This is a genomic window from Stenotrophomonas sp. AN71 (assembly GCF_050435725.1).
Classification (GTDB): domain Bacteria; phylum Pseudomonadota; class Gammaproteobacteria; order Xanthomonadales; family Xanthomonadaceae; genus Stenotrophomonas.
This window is the reverse complement of sequence record NZ_JBNDKU010000005.1, coordinates 246,421-266,666: the sequence shown is the minus strand read 5'-3', so window position 1 is coordinate 266,666 and position 20,246 is coordinate 246,421. Positions and strand designations below refer to the sequence as shown.

20 protein-coding genes are annotated in these 20,246 nt (G+C 67.5%); 13 read left to right on the top strand and 7 right to left on the bottom strand.

Annotated features, from left to right (window positions below; translation table 11 throughout):
* Positions 1-5 precede the first annotated feature (5 nt).
* The 6 genes from ABH900_RS10910 (at position 6) to ABH900_RS10885 (ending at position 7,403) form a co-directional block, all read left to right on the top strand.
* Entirely contained in the window at positions 6-2,426 is a 2,421-nt protein-coding gene (locus ABH900_RS10910) for a TonB-dependent receptor domain-containing protein (protein ID WP_429622862.1), read from the top strand.
* A 245-nt stretch (positions 2,427-2,671) separates the two neighbouring features.
* Entirely contained in the window at positions 2,672-3,310 is a 639-nt protein-coding gene (locus tag ABH900_RS10905) for a PepSY-associated TM helix domain-containing protein (RefSeq protein ID WP_429622861.1), read from the top strand.
* 27 nt (positions 3,311-3,337) lie between these two features.
* The gene (locus ABH900_RS10900; RefSeq protein ID WP_429622860.1) at positions 3,338-3,856 is read left to right on the top strand and encodes a DUF2271 domain-containing protein; all 519 of its coding nucleotides are present in this window, start codon (positions 3,338-3,340) and stop codon (positions 3,854-3,856) included.
* Positions 3,857-3,977: 121 nt separating this feature from the next.
* Positions 3,978-4,781 (top strand): DUF4198 domain-containing protein, encoded by an 804-nt coding sequence (locus ABH900_RS10895; protein ID WP_429622859.1) that lies wholly within the window; start codon positions 3,978-3,980, stop codon positions 4,779-4,781.
* Positions 4,782-4,833: 52 nt separating this feature from the next.
* Positions 4,834-5,805, top strand: a complete 972-nt coding sequence (locus ABH900_RS10890) for an FAD:protein FMN transferase (RefSeq protein ID WP_429622858.1) — start codon at positions 4,834-4,836, stop codon at positions 5,803-5,805.
* A complete protein-coding gene (locus tag ABH900_RS10885) occupies positions 5,802-7,403 on the top strand; it encodes a sulfite reductase subunit alpha (RefSeq protein ID WP_429622857.1) in 1,602 nt (533 codons plus the stop codon). The genes ABH900_RS10890 and ABH900_RS10885 overlap by 4 nt, the downstream gene beginning before the upstream one ends.
* Before the next feature lie 219 nt (positions 7,404-7,622).
* Here the strand turns inward: ABH900_RS10885 and ABH900_RS10880 are convergent, their stop codons facing one another.
* The 4 genes from ABH900_RS10880 to ABH900_RS10865 form a co-directional block, all read right to left on the bottom strand.
* Positions 7,623-8,231: a HutD/Ves family protein gene (locus ABH900_RS10880; protein ID WP_429622856.1), complete on the bottom strand. Its 609-nt coding sequence runs from the start codon at positions 8,229-8,231 to the stop codon at positions 7,623-7,625.
* 34 nt (positions 8,232-8,265) lie between these two features.
* A complete protein-coding gene (locus tag ABH900_RS10875; RefSeq protein WP_429622855.1) occupies positions 8,266-8,991 on the bottom strand; it encodes a murein L,D-transpeptidase catalytic domain family protein in 726 nt (241 codons plus the stop codon).
* A gap of 18 nt (positions 8,992-9,009) precedes the next feature.
* Entirely contained in the window at positions 9,010-10,086 is a 1,077-nt protein-coding gene (locus tag ABH900_RS10870) for a L,D-transpeptidase (RefSeq protein ID WP_429622854.1), read from the bottom strand.
* Between the two features lie 350 nt (positions 10,087-10,436).
* Positions 10,437-10,763 (bottom strand): ComEA family DNA-binding protein, encoded by a 327-nt coding sequence (locus tag ABH900_RS10865; RefSeq protein ID WP_429622853.1) that lies wholly within the window; start codon positions 10,761-10,763, stop codon positions 10,437-10,439.
* Between the two features lie 199 nt (positions 10,764-10,962).
* Here ABH900_RS10865 and ABH900_RS10860 point away from each other — a divergent pair, with 199 nt between their 5' ends.
* From ABH900_RS10860 to murU, 4 genes are all read left to right on the top strand, one after another.
* Complete coding sequence (locus ABH900_RS10860) at positions 10,963-12,456, top strand: M20 family metallopeptidase (protein ID WP_429622852.1); 1,494 nt, start codon at positions 10,963-10,965, stop codon at positions 12,454-12,456.
* 69 nt (positions 12,457-12,525) lie between these two features.
* Positions 12,526-12,795, top strand: coding sequence for a GlsB/YeaQ/YmgE family stress response membrane protein (locus ABH900_RS10855; protein ID WP_429622850.1), 270 nt, complete (start codon positions 12,526-12,528; stop codon positions 12,793-12,795).
* A 64-nt stretch (positions 12,796-12,859) separates the two neighbouring features.
* Complete coding sequence (locus ABH900_RS10850; RefSeq protein WP_429622849.1) at positions 12,860-13,885, top strand: aminoglycoside phosphotransferase family protein; 1,026 nt, start codon at positions 12,860-12,862, stop codon at positions 13,883-13,885.
* Positions 13,882-14,592, top strand: coding sequence for an N-acetylmuramate alpha-1-phosphate uridylyltransferase MurU (gene murU / locus ABH900_RS10845; RefSeq protein WP_429622848.1), 711 nt, complete (start codon positions 13,882-13,884; stop codon positions 14,590-14,592). Before ABH900_RS10850 ends, murU begins: the two co-directional genes overlap by 4 nt.
* A gap of 518 nt (positions 14,593-15,110) precedes the next feature.
* Here the strand turns inward: murU and hda are convergent.
* The 3 genes from hda to ABH900_RS10830 are packed head-to-tail and all read right to left on the bottom strand — an operon-like array spanning position 15,111 to position 18,111.
* A complete protein-coding gene (gene hda / locus ABH900_RS10840; protein WP_429622847.1) occupies positions 15,111-15,818 on the bottom strand; it encodes a DnaA regulatory inactivator Hda in 708 nt (235 codons plus the stop codon).
* Complete coding sequence (locus ABH900_RS10835; RefSeq protein WP_429622846.1) at positions 15,818-16,987, bottom strand: AI-2E family transporter; 1,170 nt, start codon at positions 16,985-16,987, stop codon at positions 15,818-15,820. Before ABH900_RS10835 ends, hda begins: the two co-directional genes overlap by 1 nt.
* On the bottom strand, positions 16,984-18,111 hold the full coding sequence (locus ABH900_RS10830; protein WP_429622845.1) for a DUF2066 domain-containing protein: 1,128 nt from the start codon (positions 18,109-18,111) through the stop codon (positions 16,984-16,986). Before ABH900_RS10830 ends, ABH900_RS10835 begins: the two co-directional genes overlap by 4 nt.
* A 112-nt stretch (positions 18,112-18,223) precedes the next feature.
* Here ABH900_RS10830 and purM point away from each other — a divergent pair, with 112 nt between their 5' ends.
* The 3 genes from purM to ABH900_RS10815 are packed head-to-tail and all read left to right on the top strand — an operon-like array spanning position 18,224 to position 20,209.
* Positions 18,224-19,282 (top strand): phosphoribosylformylglycinamidine cyclo-ligase, encoded by a 1,059-nt coding sequence (gene purM / locus ABH900_RS10825; protein WP_429622844.1) that lies wholly within the window; start codon positions 18,224-18,226, stop codon positions 19,280-19,282.
* Positions 19,283-19,304: 22 nt separating this feature from the next.
* Entirely contained in the window at positions 19,305-19,790 is a 486-nt protein-coding gene (locus tag ABH900_RS10820; protein ID WP_429622843.1) for a hypothetical protein, read from the top strand.
* Entirely contained in the window at positions 19,787-20,209 is a 423-nt protein-coding gene (locus ABH900_RS10815) for a hypothetical protein (RefSeq protein ID WP_429622842.1), read from the top strand. Before ABH900_RS10820 ends, ABH900_RS10815 begins: the two co-directional genes overlap by 4 nt.
* Positions 20,210-20,246: the final 37 nt, after the last annotated feature.

The following is a 20,246-nucleotide window of genomic DNA, read 5'->3' as shown; positions in this document are numbered from 1 at the left end:
CTGCCATGGCCCAGCGCCATCGTGTCCGTTCGTCCCTGTCCCGTCCCCTGCTGACCAGCGCCGTGCTGGCGGCGATGTCGGCCCCTGCTTTCGCCCATGGAGAGATCGCCGGCGCCCCGCAGACGCTGGACAAGGTGGTGGTCACCGCCTCCGGCTTCGAACAGAAGGTGGTCGATGCACCGGCCAGCATCAGCGTGGTCAGCCGCGAGGAACTGAGCAAGCGCCCCTACACCAACCTGGTCGATGCACTGCGCGACGTCGAAGGCATCGACGTCGGCCTGGAGGCCACCGACAAGAACGGCCGCGCCACCATTTCCATGCGTGGCCTGCCCTCCGAGTACACCCTGGTGCTGATCGACGGCCGCCGCCAGAGCAATGTCGGCCAGCTCTACCCGAACAACTTCGGTGGTGGCCAGTTCGCCTACCTGCCGCCGCTGGATGCGATCGAGCGCATCGAAGTCGTGCGCGGTCCGATGTCCACCCTGTACGGCTCGGACGCGATGGGCGGCGTCATCAACATCATCACCCGCCGCAACCAGGACAGCTGGCATGGCGCGCTCACCCAGGGCTTCACCGTGCAGCAGGACAACCAGTTCGGCGATGCGCGCACCACCGACCTGTACCTCAGCGGCCCGCTGCTGAAGGATCGCCTGAGCCTGGCCGTGCGCGGCAGCTACTACGATGCCAAGGCATCGAACCCGGAATGGGATGCACTGCCGCTGCCCGACGGCACCCTGTGGGAGCGCAGCATCGGCTTCGGCGGCGGCGGAAAGTCGGTGGCCAACACCAACTGGAACACCGGCGTGCGCCTGGATTTCCACGTCAACGATGACCACGAACTGTGGCTGGACTACGACGTGTCGCGACAGAAGTACGACAACAGCGAAGGCCAGACCGGCACGCTGGACAGCCTGGCCAGCCTGTGGCGCGTCGGCAATGCGGTCATCCCCAACCCGAACGGGAGCGGCACCGTTACCCGCCGCGTGGTGCAGCCGCGCGTGGGCTACACCGCCTACCAGCGCTACGAGCGCGACCAGCTGTCGCTGACCCACCAGGGCCGCTACAGCTTCGGCACCTGGCAGACCTCGCTGACCCACAGCAAGAGCAGCAACCTCGGCCGCTCGCTGCCGCTGACCCTGGACGAGCGCGCCAACCTGCAGACACTGTGGAATGACGTCTGCCGCCGCACCGGCGCGGCCAGCAACTGCGCGGCCGGCCGTGGCAATGCCTTGACCGCACTCAACCCGAGCGAAATGGCACGCCTGCAGGCGTTCCTGCCGCGTCCGCTGCGCACCATGGAACTGGAAGGCTACGTGCTCGACACGATGCTGGATCTGGACTTCGGTGCGCACAAGCTGACCGTCGGCGGCCAGTACAACGACACTGACATGATCGACGGTGTGTTCGGCATGGACGGCGCCGGCTACCGCAGCAATACCAGGCAGAAGCACCGCATGTGGGCGCTGTTCGCCGAGGACAACTGGGCACTGACCGACACCCTCACCGCCACCTTCGGCCTGCGCTACGACGACCACAATGTGTTCGGCAGCCATGTCAGCCCGCGCGGTTACCTGGTGTGGAACGCCAGCGACGCCTGGACCTTCAAGGGTGGCGTCAGCACCGGCTACAAGACCCCGCGTCCGGACCAGCTGTTCCCGGGCATCACCGGCTTTGGTGGCCAGGGCGTGCTGCCGCTGGTGGGCTCGCCCAACCTGAAGCCGGAAACCAGCACCAACTACGAGCTGGCCGCGTACTACGAAGGCCAGCGCTGGGGCCTCAACGTCACCGGCTTCATCAACACGTTCGAGGACAAGATCGCCAGCGGCGGCACCTTCCCGAACTGCGAAGTGGCCCCGGCCGGCAGCGGCTACTGCGTGGACATCGGCCCGGGCTGGGCTGCACTGGGCTACAGCACCTTCACCCAGAGCGTGAACATCGAAAAGGCCGAGACCCGTGGTGCCGAACTGGCTGGCCACGTCGACCTGCTCGACACTCTGCAGCTGCGCGGCAACTACACCTGGACCCGAAGCGAGCAGACCAGCGGCCCCCAGAAGGGGTTGCCGATCACCGGCACCACCCCGGCCAGGCACATGGCCAATGCCAGCCTGAACTGGCAGCTCAACGAGGTCATCAGCCTGTCGCTGATCGGCGAAGGCCGCTACGACCGCTACCGCGACACGCTGCTCGATGCCAACGGCACCAGCCGCACCCGCTACTACGAGGACTACACCATCTTCCATCTCGGTGGCAGCTGGAAGGCCACGCCGTGGCTGACGGTCAATGCACGGGTCAACAACCTGTTCGACAAGGACTTCGTCTCGCAATCGTGCCTGCTGATCAGCCAGAGCGAATTCAACTGCGTGGACGACTACGCGACCAAGGACCAGCGCCGCAGCTACTGGATCTCGCTCAACGCGAAGTTCTGATCGCCGCGCACCGGTGGTGCCGGCCACTGGCCGGCACCCCCCTGCTCTGGTGCGTGCCTGCCTTGGTCGGCGCTTCATCCACGCATGGCGTGGATCTACCGATCAGCGGTAGCGGTAGTGCCGGCCGCTGGCCGGCAACCCCGCGATGTTTCCATTCCCCCTTCCGGGATACAGAAAGATACGCAATTGCGAGCTATTCTCATCAATGATGTAATGAGCAGTCCCCGCCTGCCTCGAACCGCGCCGTGAGCCGTCCCGTCCCTTCCACCGTGCAGCAGCAACAGAGCCGCGGCTTCTGGCTGCGTACGCTGCACCAGTGGCACTGGATCAGCTCGGCGGTCTGCCTGATCGGCATGCTGTTGTTCGCGGTGACCGGCCTGACCCTCAATCACGCCGCGAAGATCGAGGCCAAGCCACAGGTACAGAACCAGCACCTGGAACTGCCGGCCGAATTGCTGGGCCAACTGGGAACCCGTGAAGACGGCAATGCGCCGATTCCGCGCCCGGCCCGGCAGTGGCTGGACACCCAGCTGGGCGTCGCCATCGGTGGGCGCCCGGCCGAATGGTCGGCCGAGGAGATCTATCTATCACTGCCGCGCCCCGGCGGCGACGCTTGGCTGAGCATCGATCGGCAGAGCGGCGCAGTGGAATACGAATCGACCTCGCGCGGCGTGGTGTCCTACCTCAACGACCTGCACAAGGGCCGCAACGCGGGCCCGGCATGGGGCTGGTTCCTGGACCTGTTCGCCGTGGCCTGCCTGGTGTTCTGCATCACCGGCCTGTTCCTGCTGCACCTGCACGCGCGCCAGCGGCGCATGACCTGGCCGCTGGTCGGCCTGGGCCTGATGATCCCGCTGCTGATCGCCCTGCTGCTGATCCACTGACTTTTCCCTCGTTCCCGGAGCCGCCCCATGCGCGTCACCCTGACCATCGCCCTCAGTGGCCTGCTGGCCACCTCGCCGGCCTATGCCACCACCCTCGACATCAACGTCGAGGTGCCCAAGCTCAACGTGGCCGAATACCACCGCCCGTATGTGGCGGTGTGGCTGGAAGGTGCCGACCAGAAGGTCGCGGCCAACCTGTCGGTCTGGTACCAGCAGACCAGCAACAGCGAAGGCCATGGCACCAAGTGGCTGCCCGATCTGCGCCAGTGGTGGCGCAAGAGTGGCCGCACCCTGCAGGTGCCGGTGGATGGCGTGACCGGCCCGACCCGCCCGGCCGGCAAGCACGCGCTGTCGTTCACCGACAAGCAGCCGGCACTGAAGCAGCTGGCCCCCGGCAACTACACCCTGGTGGTGGAAGCGGTGCGCGAAGTCGGCGGCCGCGAACTGCTGAAGATCCCCTTCGCCTGGCCGGCCACCGCCGCGCAGAACGGCAAGGCGCAGGGCGCCACCGAACTGGGCCAGGTCACCCTGTCCGTCAAACCGTAATCGCCTGAGCCGGGGTCGGATCCCTTCCGCAGGAAGGGCTCTGACCCCATCGCCACATCCCCGGAGTCAGAGCCCTTTCCGTTGGAAAGGGACCCGATCCCATCCAACTGGAGTCTTCCGCATGAAGCGCACGCTCGTCCTCGCCGCCGCTCTGGCCGCTGCCCTTCCCTTCTCCGCCCTGGCCCACAAGGCCTGGCTGCTGCCCTCGCAGACCGTGATCGCCGGCAACGCGCCGTGGATCACCGTCGACGGTGCGGTCTCCAACGACCTGTTCTACTTCAACCACGTACCGCTGCGCCTGGAATCGCTGGTGATCACCGCCCCCGACGGCAGCACCGTGCAGCCGCAGAACGCGGCCACCGGCAAGTTCCGCAGCGTGTTCGACCTCGAACTGAAGCAACCGGGCACCTACCGCATCGCCTCGGTCAATGACGGCCTGTTCGCCACCTACGAACAGAACGGCGAGCGCAAGCGCTGGCGCGGCACCGCCGCCACCTTCGGCGAACTGCCCAAGGATGCGAAGAAGCTGGAAGTGAGCCAGTCGGTCGGCCGCGTGGAGACCTTCGTCACCAACGGCGCGCCGAATGCCGCCGCACTGAAGCCGACCAACCGCGGCATCGAACTGGTGGCTGTCGGCCACCCGAACGACTTGTTCGCTGGCGAGGAAGCGACCTTCCGCGTGCTGGTCGATGGCAAGCCGACCGCGGGCCTGGAATTCGAGATCGTGCGTGGCGCCACCCGCTACCGCAATGCGCAGGACGAGCTGAAGCTGACCAGCGACGCCAAGGGCGAGATCAAGGTGACCTGGCCGGAAGCCGGCATGTATTGGCTGGAGACCGGCACCGAAGACAACAAGACCTCGGTGAAGCAGGCCGCCAAGCGTCGCCTGAGCTATGTGGCCACGCTGGAAGTGCTGCCGCAGTGATGTGGATCGCGATGCCGGGCACGTCCCGGCATCGCGCCCGCAACGTCCCATCATGACCGATTCCCTGCTCGACATCGCCCGCCTCGGTGGCACCACCATGGGCACCACCTGGAGCGTGTCGCTGGTCGCACCGCGCCAGCGCGACCTGCACCCGCTGCACGCCGGCATCCAGGCGCGCCTGGATGAGGTGGTCTCGCAGATGAGCACCTGGGAACCAGGCTCGGACCTCAGCCGCTACAACCGCGCCGATGCCGGCCAGTGGTGCACGCTGCGGGCCGAGGCCCGCCACGTGCTGGCCTGCGCACAGGCCGTCGCCGCCGCCAGTGGTGGTGCCTTCGATCCCACCGTCGGCCCATTGGTCGCGCTGTGGGGCTTCGGTGCCCATGCCGGTGAACGCCGCCAGCCCGACACCGTCACCCTGGAAGCCACCCGTGAGCGCTGCGGCTGGCAGCGCCTGCACTGGCAGGACGATACGCTGCTGCAACCGGGCGGACTGGAGTTGGACCTGTCGGCGATCGCCAAGGGCTTCGGCGTCGATCACGTGTCCGCGTGGCTGCGCAGCCAGAGCATTACTGCCGCGTTGATCGAAGTGGGTGGCGAACTGGCCGGCTATGGCCGCAAGCCGGACGGCCAACCCTGGCGCGTGCTGGTGGAGTCCGCGCCGGAAGAAGACGCACAGGCCAATACCCCGCCACGGGTGCTGGCACTGGACGGCAAGGCCGTCGCCACCTCCGGTGACCGCTGGCACCAGTACCAGGCCCAGGGCGAGGCCTACAGCCATAGCCTCGATCCGCGTACCGGCAGACCGGTGCGTCAGGTTGCAGCGGCGGTGACCGTGGTGGCCGACGACGCCATGCACGCCGATGCCTGGGCCACCGCGCTGACCGTACTCGGTCGCGAACAGGGCATGGCACTGGCCGAACGCGAAGGGCTGGCCGCGCGCTACCTGCAGCGCGCAGCCGAGGGGCCACGCGAATTTCTCAGCAGCGCCTTCCAGCGTCTGCTCGACGAGCAGGACGCATGAGCGCACGCACCTCGCGCGCGCTGCTGGGCAACGTGCTGGTTCTGATCGCGCTGGCGCTGATCGCTTGGGCACTGCTGCGCCTGCATCTGGGCGAGGCCTGGTGGCAGGGCGCTCCGCCGGCACGGCAATCGCAGATCGCGATGCTCGCCACCGCGCTGTACGCGCTGGCCTGCACCACACTGTGGTGGCGCGGGCGACCGCGCAACGATGCTGCATCTGGCGACGTCGCGCCAATCCTGCTGGTCTGGTCCAGTCAGACCGGCTTTGCCCGCGAACTGGCCGAGCGCAGCGCCGATGCCCTGCGTGGCACCGGCCTGCCGGTGCGCGTGCGGGCTCTGCACGAAGTGGACGCCGCGCTGCTCGCTGGCAGCCAACGCGCGTTGTTCATCGCCAGCACCACCGGTGAGGGCGACCCACCCGATCACGCCCTGCCGTTCCTGCGCGGGGTGATGGCCACACCGCCTTCGCTGCAGCACCTGCACTATGGCGTGCTCGCGCTGGGCGATCGCAGCTACGGCCACTTCTGTGGATTCGGCCACCAGCTCGACCAGTGGCTGCGCCAGCACGGTGCGCATCCGCTGTTCGATGCGATTGAAGTCGACAACGCCGATCCGGCCGCACTGCGCCATTGGCAGCAGCTGCTCGGCCAGCTTGGCGGCGATGCCAGCGAGATGCCCGACTGGAGCCCGGCCGAGTACCAGCCGTGGACGCTGCTGCAGCGCGAACATTTGAACCCCGGCAGCCCGGGCGGCGCGGTGTACTGGCTGCGCCTGCAGCCGCCTGCTGCCAGTGTGCAGTGGCAGGCCGGTGACATCGCCGAAATCGGCCCGCAGCACGCGCGACCCAGCGCGCGCGCGTGGCTGGATTCGCAGCGCTTTGACGCAGACACATTGCTGGATGACGGGCAGCCACTGCTGGCGCGTGTCGAGCGCTCGCATCTTCCCTCACTGGTGCCACCGGGTGATCTGCCCGCGTTGCTGGGAGCCCTGCAGCCACTGCCGCATCGCGAATACTCGATCGCCTCGGTGATGACCGACGGTGCGGTCGAGCTGCTGCTGCGTCGGCAACTTCGCGCCGATGGCACGCCCGGCATCGGCAGCGGCTGGTTGTGCGACCACGCCGTGGTCGGCGAACCGGTACAGCTGCGCCTGCGCCGCAACGACAATTTCCATGGCGTCGCCGCCGATGTACCACTGCTGCTGATCGGCAACGGCACCGGCATCGCCGGCCTGCGGGCACATCTGCACGAACGTGCCCGCAGTGATGCGCGCCGCACCTGGCTGCTGTTCGGTGAGCGCACTGCCGCGCACGACTTCCACTTCGGTGAGGAACTGCAGGCGATGCTCGCCAGCGGCACGCTTGCGCGGCTGGATGCAGTATTCAGCCGCGATGGCGCTGCGCATCGCTACGTGCAGGACCGGTTGCTGTCCGAAGCAGCAACACTGCGGCAGTGGATCGATGAGGGCGCGACGATCCTGGTCTGCGGCAGCCTGCAGGGCATGGCCCCGGCGGTGGATGCAGTGATCGAGCAGGTGTTGGGGACTGCGGGCAAGGAAGCGCTGCTGCTGGCCGGTCGTTACCGGCGTGATGTGTATTGAGGTCGCACCATCCACGCATGGCGTGGATCTACTGGACGGCGTCGATGCGTGCGAACCGCCTCCTGGTGGGTGCGAACCTTGGTTCGCACCATGACGCGGCATCGGCGGTCGCATCCACGCATGGCGTGGATCTACTGAACGGCGTGTCCAGGCAGGATGGCAACCGCATTTCCAGTAGATCCACGCCATGCGTGGATGGTGCCCACCGGCACCAGCGAATCATCCCGCCGCCGCGCTCACCCGGATCGCCAACAACTCGCCACCGCCCTGCAACGCGTGCCGCTGCCGTTCACCCGCTGACAGCCATGCGGTATCGCCGGCCTGCAACGGTGGCAATCCACTGTCGGCACCGAACTCCGCCTGGCCGGCCAGCAGATGCAGTGCCCAGGCTACGCCCGGTTCGCAGAAGAAGAACATCGACCCCACCAGCGGCCGATGCAGCAGTTCGGCCTGCAGCAGTTCGCGCTTCCACATCAGGTTGAAGTCGTGGGTGGTGCCATCCACCAGTTCACCGTGCAGCGTTTCCTCGCCAGCAAAACGCACGCGTCCATGCGGTGGCAGCACTTCGGCCACGCGGTCATCGTCGAAGCGCAGGCGCACGCCGTTGCCCTGCAGCAGCACCAGCTCGCGCTCCACGCCAGGGAAGGCCGAGAACGCCGCATCCTGTTCGATCTCGGCCACCGACAGACGCAGCGCCCAGTCATCACCCTGTGCCGGCAGGCGCAGGATCTCGCGGGTCCAGCCCAGGCCGTTGCGCCAGCGTTCGCGGCGATAGTCCAGGCTGGAAATCACCTGGCTCGGAGTGTGCAGCAGGGAGTCGATGTTCATCGGCGCATTGCATCACGCCGCGCGCCATCGTGCATCACCGCGTGGCGAGCGTGCCCTGCCCGCCGCACTCACCGCCCAGCAGCTGCGAGTGCTTCAGCCAGTCCTGGTCGGGGTAATAGGCGAACACCATCGTGCCGCCGCGCATTGCATCGATCAGTGGTTTGGCCACCGACAGGCGCACCGCTGGGCAGCCCAGGCTGCGGCCGAGCCGTCCCTGCAGCTGCGCCGTGGCCGGATTCACGTAGGGCGCGCCATGGATGACGATCGCACGTTCGCGCGCACGGTCGTTGAAGCCCGGTTCCAGCCCGGCCAGGCGCAGCGAGTAGCCGTTGCCACCCATGTAGGTCTCCTGCGCGGTGAACGCGCCGAGACTGGACATGAAGCTGCCATCCCGGTTGGAGAAATGCTCGGTGCGGTTCTCGCCGCTGTTGCGGCCATGCGCCACCCATTCTTCGAACAGCAGGCGCTGATGGGCCAGATCGAACACCCACAGGCGTGGCTCGGTGGATGGCCGCGAATAGTCGATCACGCTGAGGCGGTCACCGTTGATGCCCAGTTCCGGCCGCTGCAGCGCGCAACGCATGGCATGCGCCGCCAGTTGCAGCACGTGGCGGTCGGCCTTGGGCGCGCTGCGCGACAGCAAGGCAGCCAGATCATCGGCAGAGGTGGCAATGGCGGGCGTCTGTGCCAGCGCCGGGGCGCTGGCCGAGGTCGCCAGCAGGCCGAACGCGGCCAGCCGGCACAGGCGGGATGCAGTCATGGGCACAAACGGGGGGACTCAGTTGCCCGTGAGGGTGGACCCTGGCGGCTCGGATTCCAAGACCGGCTGCATCCCGGATTCAGCCGGGCTTGGGCGGACGGCCGGCAGCGAGGTCACCAGCAGGGTCGTGCCAGGTACCAGTACCTGGTACAGCTGGCGGGCGAAATCGGCCGGCAGCGCCATGGGCAGCGAGGGCGTGGCCAGCAGGTCCGGCGTGGCCTGGGCACGGTCCTGGCCCAGCAACGGATAGGCGGTCCACTGGTGCAGGCGCTGGTTCAGGTCCAGCGGGCTGGGGGTATCGCTGTAGCCCTGCCCCATCACGAACAGGGTGGTGCCCTGGAACGCCGGCAGGGCGTCGGCCTTCAGCGGCGACTCGCCGATCATCACACCATCGCGCAGCACGTACAGGCGCTGGTCGTGCAGGCTGACCAGGATGCCGACCTGCCCGGCCGGGGCCGCACTGTCATCCCACCAGGCCTTGGCGGCATTGCCTTCGGTTTCCGGCAGGGCCTGGCCGCGGGCGTTCACCGGTGCCAGCACCGACGGATAGGCCAGGGTCATCGGCGAGCTCTTGGCGTCGGCCACGACCACGGTATCGCCGCGTTGGGTTTCGCTGAACAGCTTCTGCGCGAACGCCTGCGGCAGGCGTACGCAGCCGTGCGAGGCCGGATGCCCGGGCAGGCTGCCACCATGCAGGGCGATGCCGTCCCAGGTCAGCCGCTGCATGTAGGGCATCGGGGCGCTGTTGTAGAGGTTGGAGCGGTGGTCCTTGTCCTTCTGCAGGATGGTGAACACACCGGTCGGGGTCTCATGCCCGGCCTTGCCCGAGCTGATCGTGGTCAGGCCGATGGCGATGCCGTTGCGGTACACGTAGGCACGCTGCTCGTCGAGACTGACCACCAGCACGATCGGGCCGGTCGGCGAGATTTCCGGATGCCACAGATATTCGCCCGGCTTCAAATCGGTCGGCCCCCGCACGTCGGCCGCGCCGGCAGCGGCAGGCGTGGTGGCAGGCGACGGCGCCGCAGCATGGGCCAGCAGCGGCAGGGCCAGAGCAAGGGCGAGCATCAGTGTCGTGGGGCGGTGCAGAAGCATCCAGCGGTGTCCTTTCCATGCAGAGCAGCACCGTACACCATCGGCCCGTGGTGGCCGCGGCAAAACCAGGCGCCGGAAATGAAACTGCCCGGCGACACAGCCATGTGTCGTACCGGGCAATCGTTACGTCCCTGTCGGCCTGCTGCCGCCCCCTCGCATCCTGCGCTGTGGGGGTAGCGTTGCATCCTGCACGCGGCCGCGTCTGTCCTGTTTGTATCTCAGCCCCTTCCACAGGTCTGTGATGCCACCATCCTGGTGATTGGTGCCGCGTCCTGCGGCGGTCGGTGGTCACGGCCGTCCTGTCCGTGTCCGGTGAACCAGCTTCCTGCCGGTTCCGACGATTCCTGCTGTCAACGCCTGGGTACGGTCCGCACCGGTACCGATCCGGGTACCGGATCCGCTGGCAACGCCCTGTTGCCGACGGTGATCCGCTGTCGATTCCGTTCGACGATCGCTTTCCCTATCCCCTTCACCTGCGTCAGGTCCTCGACGCGATGAAATGGGCCGTGTCTGCGCCGGTGCTCGACGATCGCCTCGGCCTTGGCGGCTCCGACCATCGTCAATCCCTGCTGCAGCGCCTGGGCATCGGCGCGGTTGATGTCGATCGGTTGGGCGGCATGCGCCCCGGCGATCCCCATGACCAGCACCAGTGCCCTCAACACGACAAACCAAGGCACGACGTGTATCTCCTTGTGGTTCTGACCGTCCCGACCGGCAATCCCGTCGGTAGGAACAGTGTCCGTCACCACATGTGCACAGCCTATCGGTTTCACGGATTTTCGTAAGCCAGCCAAATACCCGATGTGATGTAGGAAAAACCCTACCCTCAGCGCAGGCGTAGAATGTGCGGATCAGCCCATGCAACCGGAGTTTCAGATGGACAGCGCCAAGCTCGGCCAATTCGTCAATGACAAGTGGGACAGCGAAATCGTCCCGCAGTTGGTCGACTACATCCGCATTCCCAACAAGTCGCCGATGTTCGACGCCAATTGGGTGCAGAACGGCTACATGGAACAGGCGGTGACCCTGATGGAGAACTGGGCCAAGGCCCAGCAGCTGCCCGGCCTGAAGGTTGAAGTGGTGCGCCTGGAAGGCCGTACCCCGCTGATCCTGCTGGAAATTCCGGCCACCGGCGCCGAGACCGGCGACGACACCATCCTGCTCTACGGTCACCTGGACAAGCAGCCGGAAATGACCGGCTGGGACGAGGACCTTGGCCCGTGGACGCCGGTCCTGCGTGGCGACAAGCTGTACGGCCGCGGCGGCGCCGACGACGGTTATGCCATCTTCGGCTCGCTGGCCGCCGTGCTGGCGCTGCAGGCCCAGGGCCTGCCGCATGCCCGCTGCGTGGTTCTGATCGAAGCCTGTGAAGAGTCGGGCAGCTACGACCTGCCCGCCTACGTCGACCATCTGGCCGACCGCATCGGCAAGCCGTCGCTGGTGGTCTGCCTGGATTCGGGCTGCGCCAACTACGACCAGCTGTGGTGCACCACCTCGCTGCGCGGCCTGACCGGCGGCAACTTCACCGTCAAGGTGCTCAATGAAGGCGTGCACTCCGGCGATGCCTCCGGCGTGATCCCGTCCAGCTTCCGCCTGCTGCGCCAGATCCTGTCGCGCATCGAGGACCAGGACACGGGCCGCATCCTGATCGACGGCATGAACGTGGACATCCCGGCCGAGCGACTGCAACAGGCCAAGCGCGCCGCCGAAGTGGTCGATACCGAGATCTTCGAGAAGTTCCCGATGGTCGACGGCCTGCGCCCGATGAACGAGGACCTGACCGAGCTGGTGCTCAACCGCACCTGGCGCCCGGCACTGTCGGTCACCGGCGTCGGTGGCATGCCGCCGCTGGAATCGGCCGGCAACGTGCTGCGCCCGCAGACCTCGGTGAAGCTGTCGCTGCGCCTGCCGCCGACCGCCGATGGCAAGACCTGCGGCGAACTGCTGAAGGAAGCCCTGCTGCGCGATCCGCCGAACGGCGCCCACGTCACTCTGGACCTGGAAAAGGCCTCCACCGGCTGGAACGCGCCGGCCATGGCGCCGTGGCTGACCCAGGCCATCGACGATGCCAGCCAGGCCTTCTTCGGCAAGCCGGCGATGTACATGGGCGAAGGCGGCTCGATTCCGTTCATGGGCATGCTGGGTGAGAAGTTCCCGGGCGCACAGTTCATGATCACCGGCGTGCTCGGTCCGCACTCCAATGCACACGGCCCGAACGAGTTCCTGCACATCCCGATGGGCAAGAAGGTCACCGCCTGCGTGTCCAAGGTGATCAGCGAGCACTACGCCGCCAGCCTGCGCGGCGAGACCAGCGGTTCGCCGGTGGCTGCCGACAGCGGCACCCGCCACGGCGACCACGGCTGCTGCTGATCCGGCACCCGTGACGGACGCAGCCTGGCCTTGCTAGGCTGCGTCCACACTCAAGCGGAATCCGCGCGCATGAATGGTCTGTTCGGCAGCAGCAGCTGGTTGTACATCCTGCTGGTCGGCTTCTTCGTCGGCCTGCTCGGGCGGTTCTTCATGCCCGGCAACAACCGCATGGGCTGCCTGCTGACCATCGTGCTGGGCATCCTCGGCGCGCTGCTGGCCGGTTGGTTCGGCCAGTACATGGGCTGGTACGCCCCTGGTGAGCCGGCCGGTTTCCTGGGTGCAGTGGTCGGCGCGGTGGCCGTGCTGGCTGTGCTGCGCCTGTTCAGCAGCCGTCGCTGACCCCGCCTCACCTTCCCTTCCTGTTCCCGACGTTGGCGCGCCCGGCGCGCCCGGATATGCCTGCATGACCGAACCCGCCTCCGATCCCCAGCGCAGCGCGCAGCGCCTGCAGTGGGCCCGTACCCAGCTTGATGATGCCAACGCGGTGGTCGAACGCGCTTCGGTTGACGCCGGCCTTCGCAGTTACTGGCGCACCACCAGCACGCGCGGCAGCCACATCGTGATGGACGCCCCGCCGGGACTGGAAGATCCGCGGCCATGGCTGCGCATGCGCGGCCTGCTGCACGACAACGGCCTGCGCGTGCCCGCACTGCTGGCCCAGGATCTGGACGCCGGCTTCCTGCTGCTTGAGGATCTCGGCGGCCCGACCCTGGCCAGGATCCTCGACGAGCGCAACGCCGATGAATGGTTCGGCCGCTCGATCGAACAGCTGCTGCGCCTGCAGGCGATCCCGGTACCGGCTGACTTCGGCCAGTTCGGCGAAGCGCTGCTGCAACGTGATGCCGGCCTGTTCGACGAATGGTTCCTGCAGCGCCACCTGCAGCTGGAGCTGGACTGCGGCGAAATCGAAGGCCTGCAGCTGGTGCATCGCCACTTGATGGACAACGCGCTGGGCCAGGCCCAGCTGATGACCCACCGCGACTACATGCCGCGCAACCTGATGCCGGTCGACAACGGCCCCGCCGTACTGGATTTCCAGGACCTGGTGCGCGGCCCGATCGCTTACGACGCGGTGAGCCTGTTCAAGGATGCCTTCCTGAGCTGGCCGTTGCAGCGCGTGGACGAGTGGCTGGCGCAGTATCACGAGCGCGCGCGCGACGCCGGCCTGCCGGTGCCTGACCGTGCCACCTTCCTGCGCGATGCCGACTGGATGGGTATCCAGCGCCACGTGAAGATCCTCGGTCTGTTCTGCCGCCTGCGCTACCGCGACAACAAGGGCCATTACCTCGACGACGCACCGCGCTTCATCGGCTATCTGGATGAAGTGCTGCCGCGCTACCGCGAACTGGCGCCGCTGCAGCAGCTGCTCGAAGACCGCATCAAACCGGCGCTGGCCGAGCTGGCCGCACCGATGCGCGTGGTCCGATGAAGGCGCTGGTCTTTGCCGCGGGCCTGGGCGAGCGCATGCGCCCGCTGACCCTGCATACGCCCAAGCCGCTGCTGGACGTGGCCGGCAAACCGCTGATCGTCTGGCACCTGGAACGCCTGGCCGCATTCGGCGTGCGCGAGGTGGTGATCAATACCGCGTGGCTGGCCGAGCAGTTCCCGGTCGTGCTGGGTGATGGCAGTCACTGGGGCCTGCGACTGCACTTCATGTACGAAGGGCAGATGCCACTGGAAACCGGCGGCGGCATCCTCAACGCGCTGCCGGTGCTGGGTGATGACTCGTTCCTGGTGGTGAACGGCGACATCTGGACCGATTTCGATTTCGCCACGCTGCCGTGCGAGCCGCAGGGCCAGGCACACCTGGTGCTGGTCGACAACCCGGCGCAACACCCGGGTGGCGATTACCGGCTGGACCCGCAGGGCCTGCTGCACCACGACCGCGAAGGCCCGTGCCTGACCTATGCCGGCATCGGCGTGTACCGGCCCTCGATCGTGGCCGACTGGCGCGCGGTGATCGGTGATGCGCCGGGCAGCGAGCGATTGCCGCCGAAGTTCTCGGTGGTGCCGCTGCAGAAGCATTTCATGGCGCAGGGGTTGATGACGGGGCAGCACCATCGCGGGCGCTGGACCGACGTTGGCACGGTGGACCGCCTGCGCGCGCTGGATGCGGAATTGGCAGCGAACGGCTGAGCCCCTCGTGGCTGGTCGCTCAAATCAAAAGCCGCGCTTGGCCGGGCGGGGTGGGTTCGCGGGGGACGCCGTGAACCCGTCCATGGGGGCTTGGCCGCGGCATCCATGCCGCGGACACCCCCGCGAACCCACCCCGCCCGGCCTCTGACAGTTTCCGTGGGCTTCCAGCCACGGAAGAAAGAAAGAAAAGCAGAAGCGGGTCGCTTCGCTACGCTTGCTCTGGTGACGACCAACGGTCGTCACCCACCACAAGCAAGACACGTGTCGACCAAGGTCGACACCCACCAACAGCAGTGCAGTACGCAGTCCCGACAGATCGCGTGAACCTGTCGAAGGCGGGGTGGCTCAGGTTGCGGGGGCGTGAGCGCCATGGATGGCGCGACCGAGGCTACATGGACGTACTTGCGCCGTCCCCCGCAACCTGAGCCACCCCGCCTCCCCTCAGGAGGCCAGCTTTTGACGTTGACGTTGCTCTGGCTTCTGCGGGTGCAGGGCGCAGCCCTGCAAAGAAACCCCAATCAGTACCGCGGCCGGCCTTCTTCCAGCACCTGACGCAGGAACGGCACGGTGATCCGCCGCTTCGCCGCCAGCGATTCGCGGTCCAGCCAATCCAGCAGCGTGATCAGCCCACCCAGTTCGCGTCCGGTATGCGACAGCAGCCACTCGATGGCCGCCTCGTCGATCGCCAGGCCCCGGCGCAGCGCGCGCTCGCGCAGCACCGCCGCACGGCCTTCTTCATCCAGCGGCTGCAGCAGCACGCGCACGCACTGGCCCAGCCGCGAACGCAGGTCCGGCAGCACCAGGCCCAGCTCGCCCGGCGCCTTCTGCGCCGTGTACAGCACCGTCACCCCCGCAGCGCGCGCACGGTTGTGGAAATCAAACAGTGCGATCTCATCCTCGCGGTTGCCTGCAACCTCGTCCAGGCCATCCAGCGCCACCAGCTCGCGCGCTTCCAGCCCGTCCAGCGCCGCACGCACGCGGCCGGCGGCACTGGCCAGCGGCACATAGGTCGGCAGGCGGCCGGCCTGCTCGGCGCTGGAACACATCGCCAATGCCTGGTGGGTCTTGCCTGTGCCCGCCGCGCCTTCCAGGTAGATCCAATCGTGGCTGGCGCCGATCGCGATCGCACGCAACTGCGCCAGCGCGCCATCCGGCGCGCCGATGAAGGTCTCCAGGCGCTGGTCCCGCGGGTAATGCAGGGCCAGCGGCAGTTGCGGCACACCCATCACTTCAGGTCGGCGCCCTTGTCATTCGGGAGGATGATATGGGGCTGGTCAACCACGCCATCAAGCACGATCGCCGGCTTCTCACCCACGTACAGCTCGCTCTGCCGGTAACGCTGATGGGCATAGCGCAGCAGCACGTTGGTCACCGCCGCCACCGGCAGCGCCAGCAGCATGCCGAGGAAACCAAACAGCTGGCCACCGGCCATCACCGCGAAGATCACCGCCACCGGATGCAGGCCGATCTTGTCGCCGACGATGCGCGGGGTCAGCACATAGCTCTCCAGCAGCTGGCCGACGGTGAACACCACGCCAACCAGGATCAGCAGCTTCAGGTCGAAGCCCTGTGCCTGTACGAGCGCGGCCACGATCGCCATCAGGATGCCGGTGGTCGCGCCCAGGTACGGGATGAAGCTGATGAGCCCGGCAATCAGGCCGATCAGCAGGCCCAGCTTGAGCCCGACCAGCGACAGGCCACCGGCGTAGATCACACCCAGCGCCAGCATCACCAGGAACTGGCCACGGATGAACGCGCCCAGCACCTCGTTGGACTCGCGCGCCAAGGCGGTGATGGTGCCGACATGGTTGCGCGGGATCACCGAGGCGACCCGCTCCACCAGTTTGTCCCAGTCACGCAGGAAGTAGAACGCCAGGATCGGCAGCAGCAGGATGTTGACCACCCAGGTCACCATCGCAAAGCCCGAGCGCGAGACATAGCCCATGAACGTGGTGGCGAATCCGCCGGCCTGCTGCCAATGGCTGCGTACCCAGTCGATCAGGCGATCCGGGTCCAGCCACTGCATCACTTCCAGGCCTGTCTTCTGCTCGAACCAGGGAATGCCGGTCTGCATCAGCCACGCCTGCGCCTGTGGGGCAACCGCGATCAAGGTGGTGATCTGGCGCTCGATCATCGGCACCAGCACCAGCAGCAACGCCACGATCACCAGCACCATCGCCGCGAACACCAGCACCACACCGGTCATGCGCGAACGGCCGGTGGCCTCGATGCGGTCCACCAGCGGGTCGCCCAGCCAGGCCAGTGCCAGGGCAAGCACGAACGGGGTCAGGATCGGCGCCAGCAACCAGACGATCCAGCCGATCAGGCCGACCAGCAGGATGTACTTCACCCGGCGCAGGAACTGCGCGATTTCAGCTTCCGGCGTCAGGTTCATCGCAGGCGGTACTCGTTGCTGGTCGGTGCCGGCACCGGCGCACCGGTGGTGTCGTCGATCGGGGCCGGCAGGGCCGGCAGCGGGGCGCTCGGCACCAGCACACCGTTGTCGCCGAGCATGCGGTTGAAGCCAGCCAGGCCGGTGGTCATCTCCAGGCTCAGCTCCAGCTGGCCAGCGCTGGCATGCAACGGGGTGACATTGCGCACCACCGGCACCTCGCGCAGGCCAGCGGCCAGGCGCAGGTAGTCATCGGCACTGTTGATGCCGGTCACCACCACGCGGTAGGTACCGGCCTGGCCGGTGGCCACGCCCGCCTTGGCATAGCGCTTGACCAGCGCGTCGGCAGCGCCATCGGCACCGGAGGCCATTGCGCGCATGGCGTTGGCGTCCTTGCTGGTCCACTTGTTCAGCTCACGGCCGTTGTCGACGAATATCCAGTCCGCCTGCCAGCCGCCATTGGCGCGGTACAGCTTGCCGATCAGCTGCATCGGCGGCGAGTAGCGCGAAGAGGCGCGGGCGACGGCGGCACTGTCCTGACGCCAGATGGCCCCGGCCAACGCCTGTTCGGCGGCACCGCCGCTGGGCAGGCCCAGCTTGTAGCCACGCTCGATGGCACGGTTCAGCAGCGGGCGCGCGGCGTTGGCCTGCTGCACGCTGACCAGACGCGGGCCGCTGCCGTCATCGACGGCCAGCCACAGCACCGGCTTCGGACGCGGCTGCGGCCACAACGGCAAGCCCAGTGCCGTCACCAGCGAATCGACGTCATCCTCGCGGAAGCGGGCCACCAGCAGGGTGCGGAAACTGGGAGCACCGCTGGCGCCCACGCTCTGGTCCTGCTTGTAGTCGTAGCTGGCCACGTAATCCTTGGCATTGCGCAACGCCTGCACCACGCCGGGGCGTGACATCACGTTGCGGTCGCCGGACAACTTGCCCAGTACCACGCTCAGTGCGCGGGCCAGGGCGCCGTTGCGATCGGCTTCGGCCTGGCTGTTGACGGGCACTTCGGCCTCGTACGCGCCGGAGGCGGTGGCGACATCGCCCTCGGTGCGCAGGCCGCTCTGGGCCATCGTGGCCACCGGCAGGCTCAGTGCAATGAGCAGGGTCAAAATCAGGCTGCGGCGCATCAGGACATCCATTGGCTCGACGAATCCGGGGGGAATTGTTGCCCGAATACGGACTTTGCGCCAATGCGGCCTGTTAAAATCGCCCGTTCAACCCCTGCCAGCGCCGACGCCCGTGACCAACACCCCGTCTTCCGCCCCCTCCCCCCTCACCTACCGCGACGCGGGTGTCGACATCGACGCCGGCAACGAGCTGGTCGAGCGGATCAAGCCCCTGGTCAAGCGCAGCTTCCGGCCGGAAGTGATGGGCGGCCTGGGCGGCTTCGGCGCCCTGTTCGACCTGTCCAACAAGTACCGCGAGCCGGTGCTGGTGTCGGGCACCGACGGCGTGGGCACCAAGCTGAAGCTGGCCCACCAGCTGAACCGCCACGATACGATCGGCATCGACCTGGTCGCCATGTGCGTGAACGACGTGCTGGTGCAGGGCGCCGAGCCGCTGTTCTTCCTGGACTACTTCGCCACCGGCAAGCTGGACATCGACACCGCCGCGGCGGTCGTGGGCGGCATCGCCAATGGCTGCACCGAGGCCGGTTGCGCCCTGATCGGCGGCGAAACCGCTGAAATGCCCGACATGTATGCCCCGGGCGAGTACGACCTGGCCGGCTTCACGGTCGCGGCGGTCGAGAAGAGCGAGCTGAAGGACGGCGCCAGCGTGGCCGCCGGCGATGTGCTGATCGGCATCGCCTCGTCCGGTCCGCACTCCAACGGTTATTCGCTGGTGCGTCGCATCTACGACCGCGCCGGCCGCCCGGCCGACCTGGAACTGGACGGCGGCGTGAAGCTGGTCGATGCGCTGATGGCGCCGACCCGCCTGTACGTCAAGCCGATCCTGTCGCTGCTGAAGTCGCACGGCGAGGCCATCCACGGTATGGCCCACATCACCGGTGGTGGCTTGACCGAGAACATCATCCGCGTGGTGCCCGAAGGCCTTGGCCTGGATATCCAGGCCTCCTCCTGGACGCTGCCGCCGGTGTTCCAGTGGCTGCAGAAGGAAGGCGCGGTGGCCGACAGCGAGATGTGGCGCACCTTCAACTGCGGCATCGGCTTCGTGCTGATCGTGGCCGCAGACCAGGTCAGCGCCGTGTCCGACGCGGTCAAGGCCCAGGGACTTGAGCACTGGACCATCGGCCAGGTGGTCACCGCCGAAGGCGCCGAACGCGTCCACATCGGCTGATCCCGGCAACCAAGGAGCCCGCATGGACGCAACGCCCCCCTTGTCGCCCACCCCGGTGCCACCTCCGGCACCGGCTCCGGCGTTCAGCGCGCAGGATGCCGACCATCTGCGCATGCTGTCGATTGCGCACTACGTGGTCGGTGGCCTGATCGCGCTGTTCTCGATGATCTTCATCGTCCACATCGTGCTGGGCATCACCGCCCTCACCGGCAATCTGCCGATGAATTCCGGTGGCCAGCCCTCGTCGCCGGCCGAACAGCGCCTGTTCGGCTGGATGTTCACCCTCATCGGCTGCGTCATCGTGTTCGGTGGCGTGACCCTGGGAGCGTTCGTCGCCTACGCCGGCCGTTGCCTGGCTCACCGCCGCCGCTACCTGTTGTGCCTGATCATGGCCGGCCTGGCCTGCCTGTTCACGCCGATCGGTACCGTGCTGGGGGTGTTCAGCCTGATCACGCTGCTGCGCCCGCAGGTCAAGGCCGCGTTCGACACCGCTGGCACGGCTGCATGACGAGCCCGGGCGCACCTCCGCCGCTGCCGCAGCAGACCCTGGCGCAGCTGCAGCTGACCAGCCACCTGCAGACGCTGAAGGTGCTGTTCTACGCGCTGGCCGGTTTCCATTGGCTGGCCGCGCTGGCCTTCACCGGTTTCATCGGCCTGGTCGCCAGCTCACGCGGGCTCGACGACGGTGCGGTGCTGGCCACCGTCTACGGCGTGACCGCCGTGCTGGCCGCCGCGCTGGGCTTCGTGCAGTTGCACACCGCCCGCCTGCTGTCGCGGCGCAGCGGGTTGGCCTGGTGCAGGCGCGCGGCGTGGCTGGCGGTGCTGGCCGGCCCACTGGGCATGGCCCTCACCGCCTATGCGTGGGTGTTCCTGTCCAAGCCGGACATGGCCGCCTTGTTCGACCGTGGCGACCATCTCAGCGTCTGAGCTTGCCGGCAGACGCCCCGCCCTTCCCTGATCGACT